Annotated in this window: 2 protein-coding genes (1 of these 2 only partly in view); both read left to right on the top strand. The window is 71.1% G+C overall.

The window, feature by feature from the left end; genetic code table 11:
• Window positions 1-21038 carry the 3' portion of an Ig-like domain-containing protein gene (locus BUB76_RS14780; RefSeq protein WP_073129559.1) on the top strand. The gene continues 535 nt to the left of window position 1, outside the view, so the window shows 21038 of its 21573 coding nt (coding positions 536-21573); its start codon lies off the left edge, out of view; it ends in the stop codon at window positions 21036-21038.
• A complete protein-coding gene (locus tag BUB76_RS14775; RefSeq protein WP_073129558.1) occupies window positions 21035-22879 on the top strand; it encodes an RND family efflux transporter in 1845 nt (614 codons plus the stop codon). The genes BUB76_RS14780 and BUB76_RS14775 overlap by 4 nt, the downstream gene beginning before the upstream one ends.

Genomic DNA, 22879 nt, shown 5'->3' with positions numbered 1-22879 from the left:
ACAACATCGGCTCGGCCGCCATCGCGGTGGGCGTCGCCGAGGCGGACCTTGTCGTGACCTCGGTCAGTGCCCCCGATGCAGCGCAGGCCGGAAGCACCATCGATGTCACGGTCGAGATCGAGAACCGGGGCGGCCGGGCCACGCGGGTCGACCGCTGGTCGGATCTGCTCGCACTGTCCATCGACACCACGCTCGACGCGACGGATATCGCGCTGTCGGGGCGTGCGGGCGGCGATCCATCCCGGTTCAGCCTGGCAAGCGACCCAGCAGGGCCCAGGGTCCTCGCGCCCGGCGAGTCCTACACCGCGACGTTCAGCGTCTACATTCCCCACGCCGCCGAAGGCGAGCTGTCGCTTCTGGCCATCGCGGACGCCGCGCATCTGGGCACCAGCGGCCGGGACCAGGGCTTCCTGCCGCTGAGCCGGGGCCTCGGTACCGGCGACCTGCTGCGCTTTACCGGGCCCCCGGTGGACGGCGAGCCCCTGAACGAGCTGCGCTACACCACCACCGGACAGGTCGACGAGTACAGCGCCGAGGGCAACAACGTCTTCGTGCACGCCCTGCGCGTCACGCCGGCCGAAGCGCCCGACATCGTGGCCGATCTGTCGCTGGCCCCCCGGCTGGTCTCGGGCGAGTACGCCGAAGCCGAGGTCACGTTGCGCAATCGCGGCGGCCCGCTTCCGGCCGAGCAGGACAGCTGGAGCTACCGTCTCTGGCTGACCCGGGACGAGGTTCTGAGTGTCGACGACAAGCCTTTGACGGGAGGCTTCGGCCCGCTGCAACTGGATGCGGACGCGAGCGAGAGCCAGACCGTGCGTTTCCGCGTGCCGCCGGGGCTGGAGCCCGGCGCATGGCGGATCGCGGTCGAGGTCGACGTGCCCGGCATGGGCGCGCCGAACGGGTTCGTCCTGGAAGGCGCTGCGGGCGAGGCGAACAACCTGACGCTGGTTCCGGTCCAGATCGACGCGCCGCCGCCCGCGGACCTGGTGCCGGTCGGCGTTGGCCTGCCCGCGGGGCTGGTCGCGGGCGACGAGATCGACATCGCCTGGGAGGTCGTGAACGCCGGGGAGAATGCCACCGGGCCGGTCTGGTCGGATGCCATCTACCTCAGCCAGGACGGAACGCTCGACGCCGATGACGTGCTGCTGGTTCGGGCGCGCAACGAAGGCGCGCTGGCCGCGGGCGAAAGCCTGAGCCGCAATCTCCGCATTCGTGTGCCCGCCCTGGCCGAGGGCGAGTGGCGCGTCCTGCTGCGGACCGATCTTCTGGACGAGGTGGCCGAGGGGGCGGGCGAGGCAACGAACACCGTCGTCACGCCGCGCGTCGTCACCGTGACCGTGCCGCGGGTGTCCCTGTCCGAGCCCGTCGAGTTCGAGCTCGCACCCGGGGTCGAACGGCTGGTGAAGGTCGAGGTGCCGCTCGGCCAGACCCTGCGCGCCAGCCTCACCGCGCTCGAGGGTCCGCTGGGCGCGCCGGCGGGCGACCTGATGGTGGGCTATCTCGATCCACCCGATCCGACCGATCCGCTTGCCGCCGACACCGCCCGTGCGGCGGGCCAGTCCGTAGCCATCGTGCCGGGCACGCAACCGGGCGATCACTACATCCGTCTGCGCGGGCTCGAAGGGGGCGCCACGCGCGTCCGGCTCGAAACCCAACTGGTTCCGCTGTCCATCGACGACGTGAGCGTCGACCGGCTGGGCGCCGGGGCCTGGGTCACGACCGAGATCCGCGGCGCGCAATTCGCCGAGGGCGCCACCGTGCGCCTGTCGCGACCGGGCTTCGCGGCGCACGAGCCGGCGGCCTGGCGCGTGGTCGACTCGGGCCGCATCCTGGCCAGCTTCGACCTGACCGGCGCCGAGCGCGGGCTCTACGACGTATCGGTGACCAATCCCGATGGCAGCACCGCGATCCTGCCTTACCGGGTGATGATCGACCCCCCGCGCGCCGCGCAGATCGAGGTCGCGCTGGACGCGGACCGCATCATGCCGAAATGGAACAGCGTGCATCCCATCGGCGTGGCCCTGCGCAACGCATCGAACCTCGACGCGGCCTATGTCCACTTCCGCAGTTTCATCCCCGAGATGGGCGAGAACATACTGGTCTTCGACGACGTGTCGGGCAGGAGCGCGCGCTACGGCGACGCGATCATGGCGCAGGGCGATGCGCTGTCAGGGGCGGGCCCGTTCGAGGTGCTGGACCCCACCAGCCTGGTGGGCGGGCGCCATGTCTCGACGGGCTTCGCCTTCGGCCTGGGGCCGGGCGTGCAGGCCCGCGCCGACATGGCGCTGCATGTCTACCCGGGCGTGATCGACCCGTCGCCCGAGGAAATCAGGGCGATGCCCTACGACACCGCGGTGGCGGTGGCCGCAACGCCCATGACCCGGGCCGAATTCGTCGACTACCAGCGCGAACTGGCCGAGGCCTTGCGACAGGCGGTTCTGGCCGACCCCGATGCGGCGCCGCAGCTGTTCGCGCTGGCGGCGGATGGCGAGGTCTGGGGCGACCTGTTCATCGGCGCGCTGGAAGAGGCGGGCCTGCTGCGGCCCGACGCCGAGGTGCCGCCGGTGCGAGAGCGGCCCCTGATCGCGACGATGCTGTCGACCCTGGCGCAGGGCGCAATCGCCGGACCGCTGGGGGGAGCCGCCACCGGCGAGGGCGGGGCGCGCGGCCTGTTCGAAGCACTGACGGCGCTCTACGCGGGCGAAAGCGGGGTGCAGGCGGCGATGATGGGTCTCGATCCGGTCCAACTGCCCGAGCACGATGGCTCGCCGCGGGTGCCGACGCTGCCCGCCGAATTGTTCGACCAGGGCTTCGCGGCCGAGACGGCGTCGCGACAGCTGCGCCTGTTCATGGTCCCCTACGGCGACACCATCGGCGCGGAGGTGGGCGCCTCCTCGTCGCCCGAACAGCTCCTGCGGGCGCTGGGCCCCGATGCCATCGGCGGGCAGGGTCAGCAGGCGCTGGACCTGCGGCAGTACCTGATCGACGCGGGACGGTCGTCCGGGCGGGCGACCCTGGTGGGGCCCGATACGTCCGAGACCGACGGCTGGCTTCCCTTCGATACCGATCTGCCCTTCACCCTTGGCGTGGCGGCCCCCGAAAGCGGCGATGCGGTGCGCAGCCTGCGCGCGACGGTGCCGCTGGACCCCGATCTCGATCCGGCGAGCCTGCGACTTTCGGATATCCGCCTGGGCGAGATCGGCATCGACGTGCCCGCGGGGGCGCAACGGTTCCAGACCGAGATCGACCTCAGGGCATCGCGTGGCTTCGTGCTGCGCGTTTCGGCCGGGATCGACCTGCTGGCCCCGGCGCCCACGGCCACCTGGTTGATCGAGGCCATCGATCCGGCCACGGGCCTGGCACTTGCCGCAGGGCCGCAGGGCCTTCTGCGCCCCGGTGAGACGGCCGAGCTTGGCTGGCGCGTGTCGGGGGCGGATGCGCCGGTGTCGGGTCCCGAGGTCACGGCGCGCGCGGTGGTGCTGATGGACGATCTGCCGCCCGAGGAGGCGGCCAGTGCCGTCGCGCGGCTGGACCTGCGCGCGCCGGCGACCGCGCTCGAGGTGACCGACCTGGGCGCTGGGCGCGTCGCGCTGGACTGGCAGGCCTCGGACGACATTGCGGTGCGGCATGTCACGCTCTATGCCGCCGCCCCGGATGCGCCGTGGCGGATCCTGGCGCGCCGGGTCGAGGGCGCGACCGGAAGCTTCCTGGCCGAGGACGTGGCGCCCGGAACCAGGTTCCTCGCCGTGGCGACCGATCTTGCGGGCAACGTGGAGCGTCCCGCCTTCGTGACCGAGCTGCCCGCCGACGGGCCGCCCGTCGACCTGGGCGCGCCGCCCGACGCGCGGACCACGCCGTCCGACCCGCCCGCGGCGCGACCCGGGCCGGCGCCGACGAACCCGCTGTTCTTGGCCGCGCTGGCCGATACCGTCTCGCCCTTCGCCGCCGATGTCGCGCCGTCGGCCTTCGGTCGGCTGGGGACCCCGTTCGCGGGCGAAGCCTTCGCCACGGACATCCCGGCCTCGGCCGGCGGCATCGGCGCCCTTGCCGTGCTGGAGCTTGCCGACGGGCGGGTCTGGGTGACGGGCGGTCCGGCGCGGGCCGACCTGTGGCAACTCGATCTCGAGAACGACGGCGCGGCCGTGCAGACCCCCCTGGCCACGCTCGACGCGCCGATCCACGGGCTGGCGCAGGGCCCGGATGGCCGCGTCTGGGCCGCGACCGGCGGCGGGGCCCTGCTGGAGCTCGACCGTACCAGCGGCGCGGTGATCGCACGCCATGGCTCGGCCGTGGGCACCGCGGTGGCCGTCTCGCCCGTGGACGGCACCATCGTGGTGGCCGGCGTCGCGGGGGCCGCCCAGTTCGACCCCGCCACGGGACAGTTCACGCCGCTTGGCCGCGACCGTGACCTGCGGCTGGGCGCGCTGGCCTTCGACGATGCGGGCGTGCTGTGGGGGGTGAGCTGGCCCGGCCGTGACCGCGTGGTGCGGATGGACGAGACCGGGCGACTGGAGACGGTCCATGTCTCGCCCCACGCCATCGACAGCCTGGCCTTCGGCCGCAAGGGGACCGCGCTGGAGAACCTGCTGTTCGTCTCGTCGGTCGCCTCGGAAGGCACGCCCGAGGGCACCGGCGCGGGGGCAGGGGGCGTGTTGACCCTGATCGATCCGGGGTCCGGCGACGCGGTCGAGATCGCGCGGGACGGCCTGCGCGGCGAGGGGATCGCCACGACCTCGGACGGGCGCGTGCTGGTGGCGCAGGGTGGCAGCGTCGACGCCGTGCTGCCGGTCTTCGCGCCCGAGGTCGAGGCGACGACGCCCGCCGCGGACGACGTGCGCGTCGCGCCGCTGCCGCTGCTGGAGATCCGGTTCGACCAGCGGATGCTCGACGCCGAGCCGGGCGTGCCGGGATCGGTTCGCGACCCGGCCAACTACGCCCTGCGCCGGGCCGACGGCACGACCGAGATCCCGGAATTCGTCGTCTACTCGGCCGAGACGCGCACCGCCTTCCTGGGCTTCGGTGCGCTGCCCGGCGGCGACTGGACGCTGATTGCCGACGGCGCGGCCAACGCGTATGGCGTGCCGCTGCAGGACGCCTTCGAGGTGGATTTCACCCTCATCACCGACCTGAGTTCGATCCTCGACCTGGAAATCTCGGCAACCCGCTTCGACCGGTCCACGGGCGAGGTCAGCTTCGACATCGCGCTGTCGAACACCTCCGACCGGGCCATCAAGCTGCCGGTGCTGTTGACGCTCGACGCCGAGGGTGGGCTGGGCGCCCCCGCCAGCGCGGCCGACGCCATCGGCGACGGGTTCTGGACCATCGACCTGTCCGGCCTGCTGCCGCAGGACGGCATCCTTGGGGCGGGCGCCACCACCACCGGCCGCACGCTGCAGCTGAATGCCGAGGGCCGGGCACGGGCCGACCTGCTGCTGGGCGCCGCGGGCGATGCGGGCCCCAACAAGGCGCCCGAATTCGATGTTCTTCCCGACCTGGCCGAGCTGGTGCCCGGCACGCCCTGGAGCTTCGATCTGCAGGCGAGCGATCCCGATGGCGACACGGTGCTGTTCGGGCTGCTGGACGGGCCCGACGGCATGACCATCGATGCCGTCACCGGAACCATTTCCTGGACGCCACCCGATGACGCCCCCGCCCGGGTCACCGTGACCGCGCAGGCCTTCGATCCGCTGGGCGCGGCGCGCATCCAGCGCTTCACGCTCGATCTGCAAGGCGGCAACGCGGCGCCCGAGTTCTCCAACCTGCCGGCCGAGTTGCGCGCCCGGGTGGGCCAGCCCATCGAGCTGCGCGTGCAGGTCTCCGACAGCGACGACGCCACCTTCGCGGTCTTCGCCGACGGCCTTCCGCCGGGGGCGCAGTTCGATCCGGAAACGCGGATCCTGCGCTGGGTGCCCCAGCCCGGCCAGACCGGCGTCTGGCCCGACCTGCGCCTGATCGCCGATGACGGCACGGCACGCAGCGTGGCCTTCCTGCCGGTCGTGGTCGAAACCGGGGCCCTTCCGCTCGAGCTGAGGGGCCCGGACGAGGCGTCGGTCGCCGAAGGCGGCCGGCTGGTGTTGCGGTTCGAGGGCAGCGGCGGCGCCGAGGGCCGCGCGGTCCGGTTCGAAGCGGATCGCGCCACCCTGCCGCCCGGCGCGCAGATCGACGCGCGGACCGGCACGCTCAGCTGGACCCCGGGCTATGACCAAGCGGGCACCTGGGATGCAACGGTGGCGATGACCGACGGCATCAGCCGGATCGAACGCGACGTCCGGATCACCGTGGCGGCCGCCAACGCCGCGCCGGTCTTCTTCGGGCTGGACGGGTGGCAGGTCTACGAGGGCCGGTCGCTGAACCTGGCCCTGTTCCCCTACGACGCGGACGCGCCCTTCGCCCGGCCACCGGTGCGGCTGCCCGACGGCACGCTGGACCTTGCGCCGCAGCCGCTGACGACGACCACGCGGATCGTCTCGGGGCTGCCGCCGGGGGCCACCTACGATCCCGACACGACCGAGCTGTCGTGGATCCCCGGTCCCGATGCGGCCGGCGAATACGAGATCGTCGTCGAGACGACGGATGACGGCGGCGGCGTGGTGGGCGGCACACCGATCACCGTGCGCGACACGCTGACGATCACGGTCCTGCCCGCGAATACCGACCCGATCCTCGCGCCGCTGGATCCGGTCGAGGTGGCCCGCGGCGAGACGCGGACCCTGACCATCTCGGCCAGCGACGCCGATGGCGACGCGCCGGCGCTGCGTCTCGAAACCGACGGGCCGGACCCGTCCTTGCCGCGCTTCGTCACCTTCACCGACAACGGTGACGGCACCGGGACCCTTACGATCGCGCCGGGGGCGGGCGACCGCGGCGATTACGGCCTGATCGTCACCGCGACCGATGCGGATGGCGGGCAGGACGTGCTGGGCTTCAGCCTTCGCGCCACATCGGAGAACGAGCCGCCGGTGCTGGGTCCGCTCTTCGACGCGGTCGCCCTGGCCGACCAGGCGCAGACGATCCTCGTGCCGTTGTCCGACCTGGATGGCGAAACGCTGGAGACCCAGGTCACCGGCCTGCCCGGCCTGATCGATTTCGCGCCGTCGGGCACCGCGGGGCTGTGGGCGCTGTCGTTCCGGCCGGGGGCGGGCGACCTGGGCCGCCACGACGTGTCGATCCGGGCGACGGACCAGGGCGGTGGCGGCGATACGCCGGTCACCGTGACCGACAGCTTCCAGTTGACCGTGCGGGCCGACAACGCGGCGCCGCGGCTCGACCCCGTGGGCGACCGGACCGTGCCGCCGGGCGGCATGCTGGTGATCGACCTGCGGGGGCGCGACCTGGACGGTGACGCCCTGTATTACAGCGCCGAGGGGCTGCCGCCCGGCGCGACGCTGGATCCGCTGACCGGCCGGCTGGAATGGACCCCGCGTCCGGGACAGCTGGGACGCGATAACGTCGTGCTGCGGGTCAGCGACGGTGCCGCCAGCGCGACCGAGACGATCGCGTTGCGGGTCGATCTGCCCGACCGCGCGCCCGTCTTCGATCCCGTGGGCCCGCAGCTGGTGCGCGAGGGCGACGAGCTTGTCGTCGCGGTAGGCGCGCGCGATCCGGAACGCGGCGAGGTATATCTCTCGCTCGAGGATGCCCCGGCCGAGATGGTGTTCGATCCCGTTCTCGGTGTCGCGCGCTGGCAGCCCGGCTACGGCGATGCGGGACTTCATACCGTGCGCGTTGTGGCGCAGGACGGCGCGGGCAACAGCAGCGAGCAGACCATCGAAATTCGCGTCGTCGACGTGAACCGTGCGCCGCAGCTGCAGCTCGAGGATGCCGGCTTCGTCATCGGCGTGCCCAAGACCGTGACCGCCGTGGCGGCCGATGCCGATGGCGATGCGCTGGACTTCACCCTGGTCGAGGCGCCCGATGGCGTCTCGGTGGACGAATTCGGCGTGCTGTCCTGGACGCCGCGGCCCGGCCAGACGGGCGACCACCTGATCGTCCTGCGGGTGGGCGACGGCGAGGCCACGTCGCGGGTGGCCGCGCTCTGGACCGTGCGCGATCTCCCGGTCACCCCGCAGATCCGGATCGAGACGACGCCCGACTTCCCCGCGGTGCCCGGCCAGCCCGTCCTGATCCGCGCCGTGGTGGACGCCGCCGCGCCGCTGGTCGACCTGCGGCTGAGCGTCGACGGCCAGGCGGTCGCGCGGGATGCGGCGGGACGGTTCGCGTTCACGCCGACCGCGCCGGGTCGGTTCGAGATCGTCGTGACGGTCGAGGATGCCGACGGCAACAGGGCCGAAGCGCGGCAGGACCTGAAGGTCCGCGATCCGGCCGACCGGGACGCGCCGGCCCTGACGTTGGCCGACCTTCCGGACGGGCCGCTGCGCGATCCCGTGACCATCGCCGGCACCATCGCGGATACCAACCTCGACAGCTGGCGCGCCGTGCTTCTGGATCGACAGGGCCGCCGTCCGCCCATCGAACTGGCCAGTGGCACCGCGCCGGCCGATGGCGTGCTGGCCGAGCTGGATCCGGCCAAGCTGCCCGATGGCTGGTTCGTCCTGCGGGTCGAAGCCGTGGACATGGGCGGACGCCGGTCCCTGCGCGACCACCTGGTTGAGATCGCGGCCCCCGAGAAGACCGACCGGCAGCTGGTCGAGACGCTGGACGCCACGGTCACGCTGGGCGGCGTTTCGCTGGAGCTGCTGCGCCGCTTCGACGGATTTGCCGCCGGGACGGCGCCGCGGGGCCACCTGGCGCAAGGCTGGCGTTTCGCGACGCTCGACATGACGGTCGAGACGACCCGCGCGCTGGCCAATACGGCGGGTGCGGGTCTCGAGGCGGCGTTGCGCACCGGCGAACGGGCCCGTGTTCGCCTGCCCGACGGCGGCACGGCGGCCTTCACCTTCCGCCCGCAATCGGTCGTCGAGAACGGGCGCAGTTTCGCGCGTCCGGCATGGGTGCCGGACGATCCCGACCTGGGCTGGCAGCTTGCCACCGCGGATGCCGAGCTCGTTCGCGTCGGCGGCCGCTGGTACACCGTGGCGGCCGCGGCGCCGTACAATCCCGGCGCCGCCGGGGGCACCGGCGACGATTACCGCGTGACCGGGCCGGATGGCCGCGTCTACGCGGTGGACGCCCAGCGTGGCCTGACCCGTATCGTGACGGCCGATGGCGGCGTGCTGCACGTGTCCGACAGCGGGCTGGTCGGGCGGGACGGCACCGCGCTGCGGTTCGAGCGGGATCCGCAGGGCCGCATCACCCGGGTGCAGGGCGAAGGTCTCGACCTGAGCTACCGCGTCGGCCGCGACGGGCAGCTGCAACTGGTCCGCGACCTGACCACCGGCGAGACCGAGCGCCTGGGCCACGACGGTGACGGTCGGCTGCGCGTGGTCACCGTGGCCGGCGGCGGCCGTGCCTATGACGGGATCGACGAAGTGGGCTTCGGCGCCGATCTGTCCACCCTGACCGGATGGGGCACCGCAACGGACCCGGTCGATTTCGGGCCGGATGGCCGCGTGGTCCATGCGCTGGCGGTGCGGCCGTCGGAAATCGCGTCGGCCGCGTCGGGGCGCCTGCACCTGCGGGTTTCGCTCTCGGGCGACGTGACGGGCGCCACCCTGGACGGTCTGGCGCCGCTTGCCGCGTCCGCGGACGGGCGCAGCCTGGTCTTCCCGGTGGATCGGCCGGGGCTGCTGGCGCTCGAGATCACGGGCACCGGCAGTCACACGGTCAGGCTGGACGCCGTGGGCGATCTGGACGGCGACGCGGATGTGGATGCCGACGACGCCGCTTTGTTCGGCGCGGGCGCCGATGTGGACGGAGACGGCGACGCGGACCTGTCGGACCGCGCGCTGTTCAACGCCAATTTCGGACTCAGACCCAACCTGCCGCCGCGCCCCGTCGCGGATATTCCCACGCAGCGCACCCATGTGGACGTGCCGATCGAGGTCGACCTGGCCGCGCTGCTGCCCGATGCCGAGGGCGACGAAGCGCGCTATTCGGTGGTGGGCGCCGAGAACGGAACGGCGTTCATCCTGGGCGACAGGGCATTCTTCACGCCGACGCCCGGCGTGTCCGGCGAGGCGGCATTGATCGTTCGGGGCGACGACGGCTGGACGCTGTCGGAGCCGATCCGCATCCCGGTGCAGATCTCGGATGCGGCGTTGGTATCGCTTGATTTCGTGGGCCGTGCGCAGGTCATGTCCACGCCCGGCATGGACGTTCCGCTTCAGCTCGTGGCGGATTTCGAGGATGCCGAGGACGTGGCCGTGCCGCTGTGGTGGGGCGGGATCACCAGCTCGGATCCCGAAATCGTGCGCATCACCCGCGACGGACGCCTGGTGGGCGAGGCGCCGGGCCACGTGGTCATCACCGCGACCCGTGGCGATATCTCGGCCGCGACGGTGGCGGGCGTCGCGAAGGCCCAGACGCTGGACGAGGCGCTGACGCTGGCCGGCGGGATCGACGCCTATCCTGACGCGGTGACGGTGTTGCAGGGCACAGAGGCGCGGCGCATCGTCACCACCCTGGGCAGTCTCGGGAAGCATTTCCGCGGCAAGGCCGAGCAGGGCACGCGCTACGTCGTGGCCGATCGGCGGATCGCGACCGTGGACGAAGACGGGCTGATCCGCGCCGTGGCGCCCGGCGAGACGACCGTCACCGTGCTGCATGCCTTCGGCGAAGAGACCATTGCGGTCAAGGTTCTGGACGCGCCCGGCACGGCGGATGCGACCGTGGGGACGGACGGCGCGATCGTGCAGACCGATGGCGGGGCGCGGCTGGCCATCGCGCCCGGATCGCTGCCCGATGGCACCCGGGTGTCGATGCGCGACCTGGAGCTTTCGGATCTCGACGCGAAACTCGACGGGCTCGGCACCGAGCCCGACGCCACCTGGGGCTTCCTCGGCGCCTTCGATCTCGAGATGAGCCGACCGACCACCGAGACCGAGTCGCCGATGCAGATCGCCCTGCCGGTGGACGGGGCCGCGGAGGAGGGCGACACGGTCGCGTTCTTCCGCCGGATCGAACTGCCCACCGGCGCGGACGGTGCGCTTGAATGGCACTGGGCGCTGTTCGATACGGGCACCGTGGATGGCGAAGGCCTGGCGCGGACCGCCTCGCCGCCGTTCCCGGGGCTGACCGACCGCGGGCAGGTGCTGGCCGCGCGGGTCGGCTTCCCGTCGAAGGTCATCACCATCGACTATGCGACCCAGGCGGCGCTGGGCGGGCTGCTGTTCGGTGGCGCGCTGCTGGCCGGGGCGACCGGGGGCCTGGCCGGGCTCCTGGGATACGCTGCCGCCATGTCGATCACCTTCTCGATCAATGCGGTGATGCCGAAGGATGCCGTGTCGCTGCGGCTGGAGGCCTTCGAAAAGGCGCGGGATGGCGAAGTTCGGTCGCTGAATTACGAGGTCCCGCTCGATACAGAACTGACCTTCGAGGACATCGAGCTTCGTTACGAGGGCGACGCGCCGCCGCCGCGCGTGATACCGGGATCGGTCTCGGCCGCCTATGCGGGGATCGCGGATCGCCCGGTCATCACCGGAACCGAGATCGTCGAGGTGACCGAGGACACGACCCGGGTCAAGCTGGAAGGCTTCCTGTTCACCGATACCGACCTGACGCTGGATATCTTCGACGAATTCGGTGTCGAGGACGTGCGGGCCTCGCGCATCCGGCTGAGCTTCAACGGGCAGGATTTCTACGTCGACGGCACCGATTTCGTCGATGTCGTGCTGAAACCCGGTGCCGAGGCGGGGCTGTACCAGCAGGAAATCATCTTCGACGTCCCGCAATACGTCCTGCTCGGCGCGACGCAGATCTTCGTCGAACGGCCGATCATTCCGCGCAACTACGGCTTCGCCGACTGGCCCGCGGACGCGGAATTCGTGACGTCTCAGCCCATCGGCTTCACCAACAAGCAGCGCCGCCTTTACGTAACGTCGCGCACCTTCGGCGACGGTGGGCAGCCCGATCGCGGGTTCCTCGAGGTGTACGAGCCCGCACCGCTGGGCTCGCAGGAGGCGGATACGCTGCTGCGCCGCGTGCCGCTGCCGCGCGACTTCCTCGATGTCGGGGTCGAGATCGCCGCCGCGCCGGACGGCTCGGCCATGTATGTCGCCACGGTGGGTGCGGTCGAGGTGTTCGATACCATCGCCCAGCGCTTCGTCGACTTCTCGGCGGCCGATCCCGACAACATCTACGTCGCGCCACATCTGCGCGGCATCCCGATCCCCGAGGGGCCGATCACCGACATGGTGCTGTCGCCCGACGGCCAGCGGCTGTTCGTCTCGGCCAAGGCGTCGATCTACGAGATCGACCTGAGCCAGGGGGCCGAGTTCTTCATGCAGGCCCGCAAGCTGACCACGCTGGACGTCGAGGTCTGGGATCCGTCGGGCACGCTGAACGTGGGCGGCGAGGATTCGGCCTACAACATCATCCACGCGCTTGAGCTGTCCGAGGATGGTCGCCGGCTTTACGCCCTGACGCCGTGGGGCGAGCGTGACCTGCGACAGCTCGGCCGGTCGCACATGAAGTTCCGCGAAAGCTCGCGCTTCTGGCGGTCCGAGATGCACGTGATCGACGTGGATCCGGCGCTGCGGGACGTGCGCGGCGACCGCGAGGTCTGGCGCCAGGCCGTCGACGAGGACGGCGACCCCGTCTTCCGGGACGACGGCCGCCCCCAGATGGAGCGCGTCACCGCCGATATCTCGCTCTACGGCGCCAAGATCGGTGCCCCGGTCGAGCGGGCGGGCGACCGGGCCAACCCCGACCGGCCCCTGTTCTCGGTCGATGGGCGCTGGATCGTGAAATACGACGCCCGCGACCTGGTCGCGTCCCCGCGGCCGGGCGTCATGATGGTCACCCACAAGGGTGCCTTCGGCAACGGCGTGTCGGTCCTGGAGACCGCGTCCGACGACCCCGACGCGTTCGACATCAGGATGCGCTATCTCGACGCCACGCAGGAACAGTGGCGCGGCTTCGACCCGGCCTACGCCGAAAGCCTGGGCATGACGCGCAATGCGTACAACCCCTGGGGTTACAATGTCGGCGAGACCTATATCGATGCCGGCGGTCTGACGGTCTACAAGTACCCGCTGCTGCGCAAGCAGATCGGGACGTCCCTGCAGGCCTGGGACATGGACATCCAGACCGCGGGCGAGGTCCTGCTGGATCCGTCCGGCGCCTTTGCCTACGTCATCGACACCGGCGACCGGAGCACGCCGGACCGCGGGCTTCTGGCGCGGATCGAGAACCGCACGAGTATCGGCACCAAGATCGGTGTGATCGCCAATCCGCTGGGCGCGAACCCGCGTTTCCTGGGCACGACCGCCGTGTTCCCGGGGCAGGAGATCAAGGATATCGCGCTGGATGTCACGGGCACCCGGCTCGTGGCGACGCTCTGGCACTCGGACACGGTGCTGGGTTACGACACCTCGGCCCTGCTGGAACGCGCCTTCGCCATGCAAACCGCCGAGAAGGACACCGACGACGACCCCAGCCGCTATCCCATCGACCTTTACGACACCACCAACGTGAACCGCCCCGGCATCGACGTGCGCCGTCCCTCGGCCATCGCTTTCGGCGCGGCGGGCGACCTGCGGCTCGAGCCGGTGACCGAACCCATCGTCAACTGGGGCGAGAACAAGAGCCAGCTGCGGCTGATCTTCGGCTGGGACGCCGAGACCCCGCCGGCCGGATCGGACCGGGTGAAGCTTTACCTCTCGACCCGTGCGCCGGGGCTGGGCCTGTTCCCGACCGACCCGCCACTGCACGATAATCTCGACGATGAAGCGCTCAAGGCCTTCAAGGGCGACTACAACCCCGGCCGCGTCTGGACGCCGCCTCGTGACTTCGCCTTCGTGCTGGGGCGCGCCTACGAGGTTGCCGTCGACGGGACGATCCAGGATATCGGCGCGGCCGACGAGAACGACAACGTGAACGTCACCTTCTCGCCCGACTTCGTCGAGATCCTGACGGCCGGATCGACCGTGTACTGGGGCGTTCAGTTCGGCACGGCCGGCGCCCGGGCCGCGTCGTCGGTGCAGGTCGCGGCGCGCGCGTCGCAGGGCGACGCCATCGCCGGGGTCACGCTGCTGACCCACGGGTTCCAGCCCTTCATGTCGGTGCTGAACGGCACTTGGTCCGTGGGATACGGACAGCCCGAGCCGCTGCTGCACATGGCGCGCGAGATCTCGGAGGCGACGGGCGGCTCGGCGGTCCTGCTGTACGACAAGCGGACGGGGCAGTGGGTGAACCCCGAGACCAACCGCACCGGCGCCGAGGGCATCGAGCCCGGGCGCGGCGTGGTGCTGGTGTCCGACTGGGTCACCGAAAGCGACATTACCGACGAAGGCTTCTCCGAGGCGGCGGCGGATGCGCTGTTCGCGTCCATCATGGCGCTCGATGCCGATACCGAGGGCAGGCTGCTCAACGCGCCCATGCACATGATCGGCCATAACCGCGGGGCGTCGGTCAATTCCGAGATCGCGCAGCGCCTGGCCCGGTTCCGGCCCGACGTGAGCGATGTCCACGTCACCACGCTGGACCCGTTCGACCAGTCGCAGGAGACGCTGCAGGTCCCCTTGCAGGACATGCTCCTGATGGTGCGCTGGACCAACCGCCTGGCCGCCGCCGTCAATGTCGCGAAATCGGTGGCCGGGGCGATCGCCTCGGGCGGCTCGTCCCTGGCCATCGATGCCGTTCCGACCATGTCGACCCTGGCGGCCCAGGGGGCGCTCGAAAAGGCGATCAACAAGGTGTTCGAGGTCGCCCAGGCCCTGGGCATCGACGTCGGTGTCATCAAGTGGGACGATTTCAAGGATCCGGACGTCAAGCGCTGGGAAAATGTCGGCTTCCACGACAACTATTTCCAGACGGCGGCCAAGGGGAAGAAGGACGGCTCGGACGTCACGAACGAGCTGGCCGAGTTCTTCGACATCGAGTTCCTGACCACCGACGACGCGAAGAAGGCGCTCGACGCGATCCTGCAGGCGCCCGGAGAGTGGACCACCACGAAGCGGCTTCAATACGAGGCCGTGAAGGCCAAGTTCGACCTTGGGCTCGGCCTTCCGGGACCGTTCACCTTCAGTGCGAACGGCCGGTCGCTGAAGGACTTCGCGGATTACGAGATCGACCTGTCCGCCAAGGCGACGGGGTTCGACATCGATGATTTCCAATCCGATGCCATCGGGTTCCGTTTCGGCCTGAACAACCCCACCGAACGCACGCTCGCCTGGTATGCCGGGACGATCGATGCCGAGCTCGAAGCCTTCTACGACGTGCCGCTCTGGCGGCGGGCGGGCGATATCGGCCTGGACATCAACCCCTACAAGGACTCGACCGCGGATGCCGTCATCCGCAACCTGCTGCAGTCGAATATCTTCGACAAGAAGGGGTGGTACGGCGCGCAACCGATCACGCTGGTAAAAGGCGGCGACGCGCAGCGCGACGTGCTGACGAAATACGAGATCAATCGGCCCGGCATCATCCGCGAAGGCGTGGGCCAGGGATGGTTCTGGAGCACCGGTGGCGGCGGCGACCCGCACAAGCCACTCCAGGGCGACCGCAAGGTCACGCAGTCCTTCACCGACAATTCCGAACAGGGGGCCTGGGCCGACGAGGGCGCGGTGCCCGAGATCTTCAACGGCAATTTCGAGCATGGCACCCGGCAGAGCCTGGTGAACATGATCGCGTCGATGATGGATGTGGGGGCCTATATCGACAAGCTCGCCGAGAAACCCGGCGACGCGACGCAGCAGCCGAAATCGGCCAAGCAGAAACTGTTCGGCAAGGACTCGATCAAGGCGCTTTTCAGCGGGCAGGTCACCGGCTTCGGCCGCTTCCCATTCAGCTACGAGCTGCCGGGCTGGGCCTTCCATGGCGGCGAAGGCTTCTCGGCCGGGCTGGGGTCGTTCCGCTCGGATATCGCGGGACTGTTCGTGATGAACACCAACCCGACGGGCGTCTTCGTCGAGGTCTTCGACAAGGTGTTCGACATGTACGCCAAGAAGATCACCGACGCGGTCTCGAAATACCTGGTCGCCAAGGTCTTGCAGGGCAACGAGACCATCGCCGCCAACGAGGGATACCGGAACTACCAGAAGAAGGTCGACGCCATCGCGGACTACACGCCGCAGAAGGAATCCGCGGCCAAGGCGCTGAAGGCGCAATACGAAGAGGAGTATCGCAAGGCCGAGGAGGAATTCCGCCTTTACGAGCTTCTGAACCCGACGCTGCCTTCGCCGGAACTGGAACGCCGGCGCGAGGCGCGCGACCGCGCGAAGGAGCGGCTGGACACCTACGACGAGCGCGCGCGCCTTTATGGCGAAGTCGCGGGCCTGCACAAGCAGGTCGACTGGCTGAAGGGTGTGCTGCTGTCCGACGCGGTGTGGAACCACGTCAAGTCGGTGGAGCCCGACATCTTCGGCACCGGGGCGGACGGCAAACCGCAATCCATCGAGGGCTGGCTCAAGGTCCAGACCAACGGCGTCATCGACCCCTCGCAGCAGAAAAGCCTGACCGCCTTCGTGAAGGCCGCGCTGAAATTCACCTTCTTCGGCAAGGATCCGGCCAAGGCCGACAATGCCATCCTCATGGGGGGCTCCGAGGCGCTGACCGAGCTTGTCGAGGGTGCCTTCGGCTTCGTGGGCGGTGCCGGCGCCATGGGCGATTTCCTGGCCGACATCATCGACGAGCTGACCGATTTCGACGCGCTGGTGCACAACCGGTTCTGGATCCCCGAAAGCGGGGCGAATTACCTGACCTTCGAAACCCTGGCCCCCATGGCCATCGGCACCGACAGCGGCGTCGAGGTGCTGTTCCTGCGCGGCGAGACGACCGAGGGCGCCGATGTTCTGGACGGCAGCCCCAACATCCTGCATCGCGCGGTGTTGCCGCTGCCCGAGGGCTTCTTCGAGCGCACGACCCACAGCGTCGCGATCCCGTCCGAGCTGAAGGGCAAGCAGGTCAAGCTGATGCTGCGCAACGTGGGGCTGGATACGCAGGCTTCCGACGTGGACCTGACCCCGCCGGACGTGTCGGGCACCGACGGGTCCATCGAACGATTCTTCCTGAACCTGCCAGACAGCTTCAGCCCCGCCGCATCGGCGCTGAGCCAGACCTACCTGCTGGACAATATCCGGCTCCAGGCGACCGACCCCGGCACCGGGGTCGCGCAGGAGGTCACGGCCGAGGTCGCGCCCGACACGCCGCTGGCCGCGCTGGATGCCGAACGCGCGGAATGCGTGGCGGACGCGGCGCGCACCCTGTGGGAAAGCACGGGCGCGCTCACCGACGCGCAACGCGCCCAGCTTCAGACCCTCCAGGTCGAGATCCGGGACCTGGGCGGGACCGTCCTTGCGCTCTTCGACGGAAACAAGATCACGCTGGACGATGACGCGGCGGGCCACGGCTGGGCCGTGCCGGGCGCAGGGGATTGGCAGTTGCAGAACGCGGCCCTGCGCGGCGTGGACCTGCTGACGGTCATCGCGCACGAGATGGGCCATAGCCTCGGGCTCGAGGATCTGCCGGGCGCGGGGGGCACGGCACCCACCTTGATGACCGGCACGCTGGCGCCCGGCGAACGGCGGCTGCCGCAGGCCGCCGACCTGGCAACCGCCGGCGAACCGACGCGCGATGGGGTGCTGCGGCTTTCGCAGGTGCTGCGCGCCGTCCCGCGCGCCGACGGCACGCCCGCGGGGCCGGCCACGCGCAACACGACACCGGCCCAGGCCGCCGCGACGCCGCCGACGAACACCGATATCGTGAACGGCACCTTCGATGCCGCGCCCGATCCCGGGGTCGGGTGGACCTTCGTGGGCGACGCCGGCGTGACCGGCGGACGGGCACTGATCGCCGAGGGCGCCGATGTCTTCTCGGGCGTGACGCAGGCCTTCCTGAACGACGGCACCGCCAGCGCGCTTGAGCTCACCCTGTCGGGAATCCGCCTCGACGCCGATCCGCGCCGCGTGCCGGACGCGATCGAGGTCGCGCTGCGCGCCGAGGAAACCGGCGTGCCGCTGGCGCAGCTGCAAGCGTTGGCCGGGACCGACGCGCTGCTGTCGATCCAGGCGGACGGGCGCGTCCTGGTCGCACCGGGTGTCGAGATCGAGGGCACCCGTCTGGCCGACGGTTCGTATGATCTGACCCAGCCGATCACCCTTCGCGTGCCACTGGACGCCGCCACCGCCGGAACCGCCTATCGCCTGTCTGTCGATCTTCTGGGCTTTGGCAGCCGCGCCGCGCAGGTGGCGGTGGACGACGTGCGGCTGCTGCGCGACGGGCCGGTGAACCTCGCCCCCGTGGCCGTCGATGACAGCGTCGGCACCGCCTTCGAGACGCCGGTGACCATCGACGCGCTGGCCAATGACAGCGATCCCGAAGCGGCGCCGTTGGTCCCACGCATCGCGGGCGCGCCGACCAATGGCCAGATCGAGATCGTGAACGGCACCTTCGTCTACACCCCCGATGACGGCTTCTCGGGGCAGGACAGCTTCACCTACGTGGTGTCGGACGGCGAACGGGACAGCGAACCTGCCACCGTCACCATCGACGTGGCCGCCGAGACGGCCGGACCCGTCATCGCCGATCCGGGCAGCCTTGCCGTGATCGAGGGCGACCGGCTGAGCGTCGAGCTTGTGGGCATCGACGCGGGCGGTACAGGAAGCCTGTCCTGGACCCTTGTCTCGGGTCCCACCGGTGCGACACTCGATCCGGTGACGGGTCAGCTGAGCTGGCAGGCGCCCGACGGTCCGGACCGGGTCGAACTGATCGTCGCGCTGGAAGACGGGGCAGGGCGCATGGCCGAGCGCCGCGTGGCGGTCGACGTGGCCGACGCGCGCCCCCGCATCATCGTGACCGGTGCCGCCGAAGTGACGCGCGGTGCTGCGTTCGATCTGGCCCTGGCGATCACCGATCCCGGCGCCGACACCATCAGCGCCATCATCATCGACTGGGGCGATGGCAGTTCGTCCACGCTGCCGGGCGACGCCCGCGCGGCCAGTCATGTCTTCGACCGCGACGGCCGCTTCGAGATCGCGGTCACGGTGGTGAACGAGGATGGCCGCTTTGCCGGGCCCGACACCGCCGTGCGCGTCAACGCGCCGCCCGTGGACAGCGATGCCCCGCGCGTCACCGACTTCGAGCCCACGCGCACCGTGCTGACCGTCACCATGGACCGGCCCATGGGGGATCTGCCGGATGGCGCGGTCACGCTGAGCGCCGCAGGCGGTCGGGTCATCGCCGGGGCGGTCGCGCTGTCGGGTGACGGGCTGCAACTGGTCTTCACCCCGTCCCGGCCGTTGCCGACGGGCGACTACGTGCTGCGCATCGACGACAGCTGGCGGGCGCGACCGGGGGCCGGTGGGCTGCGGCTCGACGGCGATGACGACGGCGCCGAAGGCGGCGACGCGGTGCTCGACCTGCGGGTGCGCGCCGGCACCTCGGTGCCGGTGGCCCGGCCCGACAGCGCGCGGACCAACGCCGGCGAGGCCGTGCAACTGGACGTCCTGGCCAATGACACCGATCCGGGCGGCGACGCCCTGTCGGTGGACATGGTGGACGATCCGGCCAATGGCGACGTCTCGATCCTGCCCGACGGGCGAATTCTCTACACGCCCAAGGCGGGCTTCGCCGGCACCGACCGGTTCCGCTATCGCGCCACCGATGGCCAGGCGTCTTCGGATCCGGTGGATGTCACCATCGACGTCGCGCCGATCGACGGTCCCGAGGATCCGCCGGAGCGGCCCGAGACCCCGGACACGCCCACGCCCGTCGTAGCCGATCCGCCCCGCGACGGCCCGACCCTTGTCGGGGACCCGGGAAGCGTGGCGACATTGACGACCGGTCCGCGCCTTGTCCGGGTTTCGATGGGCAACACCGGCACCGACGACCTTTATTCGACACCGGGCCGGCGCGGCGGCGGCGGAGGGGGCGGCAGCGCCGAGCTCTGCCGCGTGAACACCGCCACGATCATCGGCGGGCGCGTGGCGGTGATGCCCGGTGTGATCGAGCCCGGTCACCGCTTCACGCTCGTGATCTCGGACGGGGCGCCGGCGGGGCTCAGCATCGACTGGGGCGATGGCACCGTGGTCGAGATCCCCGAGGGCGCGCGCGATATCACCCACAGCTACGAGGACGAAGGGCTGAAGCGCATCACGTTCATCCTGCAGGATGCGGTCGGGGTGGAACGGGTCACGCAACTCGTCTCCGTCGGCACGCTCGATCCGGTCCGGGTCGTTTCGGCCGAGATGCGCGGCGGGCGGATCGTCGTGACCTTCTCGCGGGCCATCGATCCCGCCACGCTGGAGGATGGCACGCTGAGGCTGGTCGATGGCGCGGGACGTCCAGTCTCGATCCGCACCATCCTGTCCGACGACCGGCGGCAGCTGACACTCGTCATCGCGGAAACGCCGACCGGCCCCCTGTCCCTGGTCATCGAAGGAACCGCCGCGGGTGTCCTGGACCTGGTGGGCTGCGCCATCGACGGCGATGCGAACGGCACGCCGGGTGGGGCATACCAGGCGATCTTCGAGCTGGACGTCCGGGCCGAGGCGGATCCGCTGCCCCGCCTGCGGCTGGGCACGGGCCTGGCCCTGGCGGGCGCGGTCGAGCGGCGGGGCCGGCTTCTGGGCGTGCCGCTGCGCGCCGACGCCAAGGCCGTCGCGATCTCGGCCGAGACGGACACGCGACCGGTTGCGCCCCAGATGGTGGACGGCGGAACGTCCCATGCCGGCCTGCCCGTGATCGGAAGCGGGTCGACCGCGCGCGTCTGGTTCGATGCGTCGGAGCTGGGCGATACCCTGTCGATCACCACCGGTGAGACGGCGGTCGCATCGTCGGCGGAACCCGCGCCCCGCGCTGCATTGGCGGCGCTGGCACCGGTGTCGGCCCTGGCGGGGGCGCTGTCGCTGACCGCCGACAGGGGCCGAAAGCCGAACCGCCGGGCCAGCGCAGCGGTCAATCCCGACAGCCCCGAGCGGCCAGCGCTTGGCGGACGCGCGGCCATTCTGAGGATCCCGCTGCCCGGTCGTCCCGAGACATGAGCCAGGACGCACAGGCCCTGCGGCCCGACCCCGACCGTGCCGCGACGGCGCGGTCGCGAGAAAGCGACGGTTGGCACGACAGCGCCGAGCAGGCCCGGTTCGTGGCCGGATGGCTCGACGCGCTGCGCCGTGCCGCGCCCGGAATCCAGGAAGTCGCCCTGTTCGTTGAAGAACCGGGCGCCGATGCGCTGCGACCGGTGGGGGTCCTGCCGGAAGACGGTGACACGGTGCTCGAAGGCCTTGCCCCGCGCGTGGGCGATGCCGTGGCGCGACAGGGGATCGTGCGCGGCCGCAGCGACGACGGCCGGTCGCAATTGGCCATGGCCCTGCGCGACGGCGACCGGGTGGTGGCGGTCGCCGCGCTGACCACCATCGGATCGGAGGCCGACGCCCGACGCGCGCTGACCCTTGCGACGGGCTGGGTGGCCGCGCGCCTGTGGCAGCGACGGATCGAGACCGAGCGCGCCCGCTTCGACCGCGGCTTCGGCGCGCTGGATCTCATGGCCGCCACGGCCGAGCAGCGCGGGGTGAAGCCCGCGGCCCTGGCCTTGGCGTCCGAATTGGCGCTGTGGCTGCCGGCGACACGCGTGGCCGTCGGGATCTGCCGCCGGCCCGGCGCGGCCCCGCGGCTGACGGCGCTGTCGGGCGGCGCGTGGTTCCGGCGATCGGCCCCGGTCGCCCGCGCGCTGGAAGATGCCATGGGCGAGGCGCTGGACCAGGACGGCACCGTCTGCCACCCCGGTCCCGAGGGCCGCGCCCGGATGGTCGATGTGGCCCACGCGGCCCTTCTGGACCAGACGGGCGGAATCGCCGCGGCCACTGTCCCGCTGTTCGCGGACGAGGGCACCGTCGGCGCCATCACGGCCGAGTTCGACGTGACGCCGCGCGACGAGGACCTGCTGCGTCTGGAAACCGTGGCGGCGCTGGCCGCGCCGCTGCTGGCCCTGAAACAGCGCGACAATGCCTGGATCGCGGGCCGGGTGCCGCAGATGACCGGGCGCGGCCTGCGAGCCCTGACCGCCGCGCATCGACCGTCGTTCCGCGTGGCCGCGGTCCTCGTGCTGCTGGCCGCGATCCTGCCCGCCATCCTGCAAGCCCCCTTGCGGATCGAAACCGATGCCACCCTGCGCGGCGCCGAGGAGCGGGCGGTGGTCGCGACCGTGCCGGGCTTCATCGCGCGGGCGGATATCCGGCCCGGGCAGGAGGTGGAAGAGGGCGACCTGTTGCTGGCCTTCGACGACCGCGATCTCGCGCTCGAGGCCGAACGGCTGTCGGGCGAGACGCGGCGCCTGCGGCAGGAGGCGCGCCAGGCGCTGGCCGACCGGGACGCGCCGGGCCGCGCCCTGACGGCCGCCCGGCTCGAAGCGGCCGAGGCGGAACTGGCGCTGGCGCTGGCGCAGCTCGAACGGGTGCGCGTGACCGCGCCCGTGTCGGGCACCATAGTCTCGGGCGATCACCGGCGTCGCCTCGGCGCGCCGGTCGAGGCGGGCGAACTTCTGCACGAGATCGCGCAGGGCGACCGGCTGGAGGTCTCGCTCGGGATCGACGAGCGGGACCTATCGCTGGTCGCGCCGGGCATGGACGGGCGGCTTGCCCTGTCGGGGGCGCCGGGTCTGCGCCTGCCCCTGACGGTCACCGCCGTCACGCCCGTCGCCGAAGAGCGCGAGGGCCGGCGCCTGTTCAACGCCGAAGCGCAGCTGACGGGCCCCGTGCCCGAGGGGTTGGTTCCGGGCATGGAGGGCTTCGCGCGGATCGAGGCGGGCGAGCGGTCGCTCTGGTCGCTCTGGACCCGGCGGGCGCGCGACTGGCTGTCGCTGCAGGCCTGGCGCTGGCGGCCCTGA

The organism is Palleronia salina (assembly GCF_900141995.1).
GTDB lineage: Bacteria > Pseudomonadota > Alphaproteobacteria > Rhodobacterales > Rhodobacteraceae > Palleronia > Palleronia salina.
This window is presented reverse-complemented; position numbering and strand designations above follow the sequence as displayed.

Bases quoted from the DNA above. Each gene is read 5' to 3' on its own strand.
- BUB76_RS14775 (WP_073129558.1), top strand. From the start codon at position 21,035: ATGAGCCAGGACGCACAGGCCCTGCGGCCCGACCCCGACCGTGCCGCG.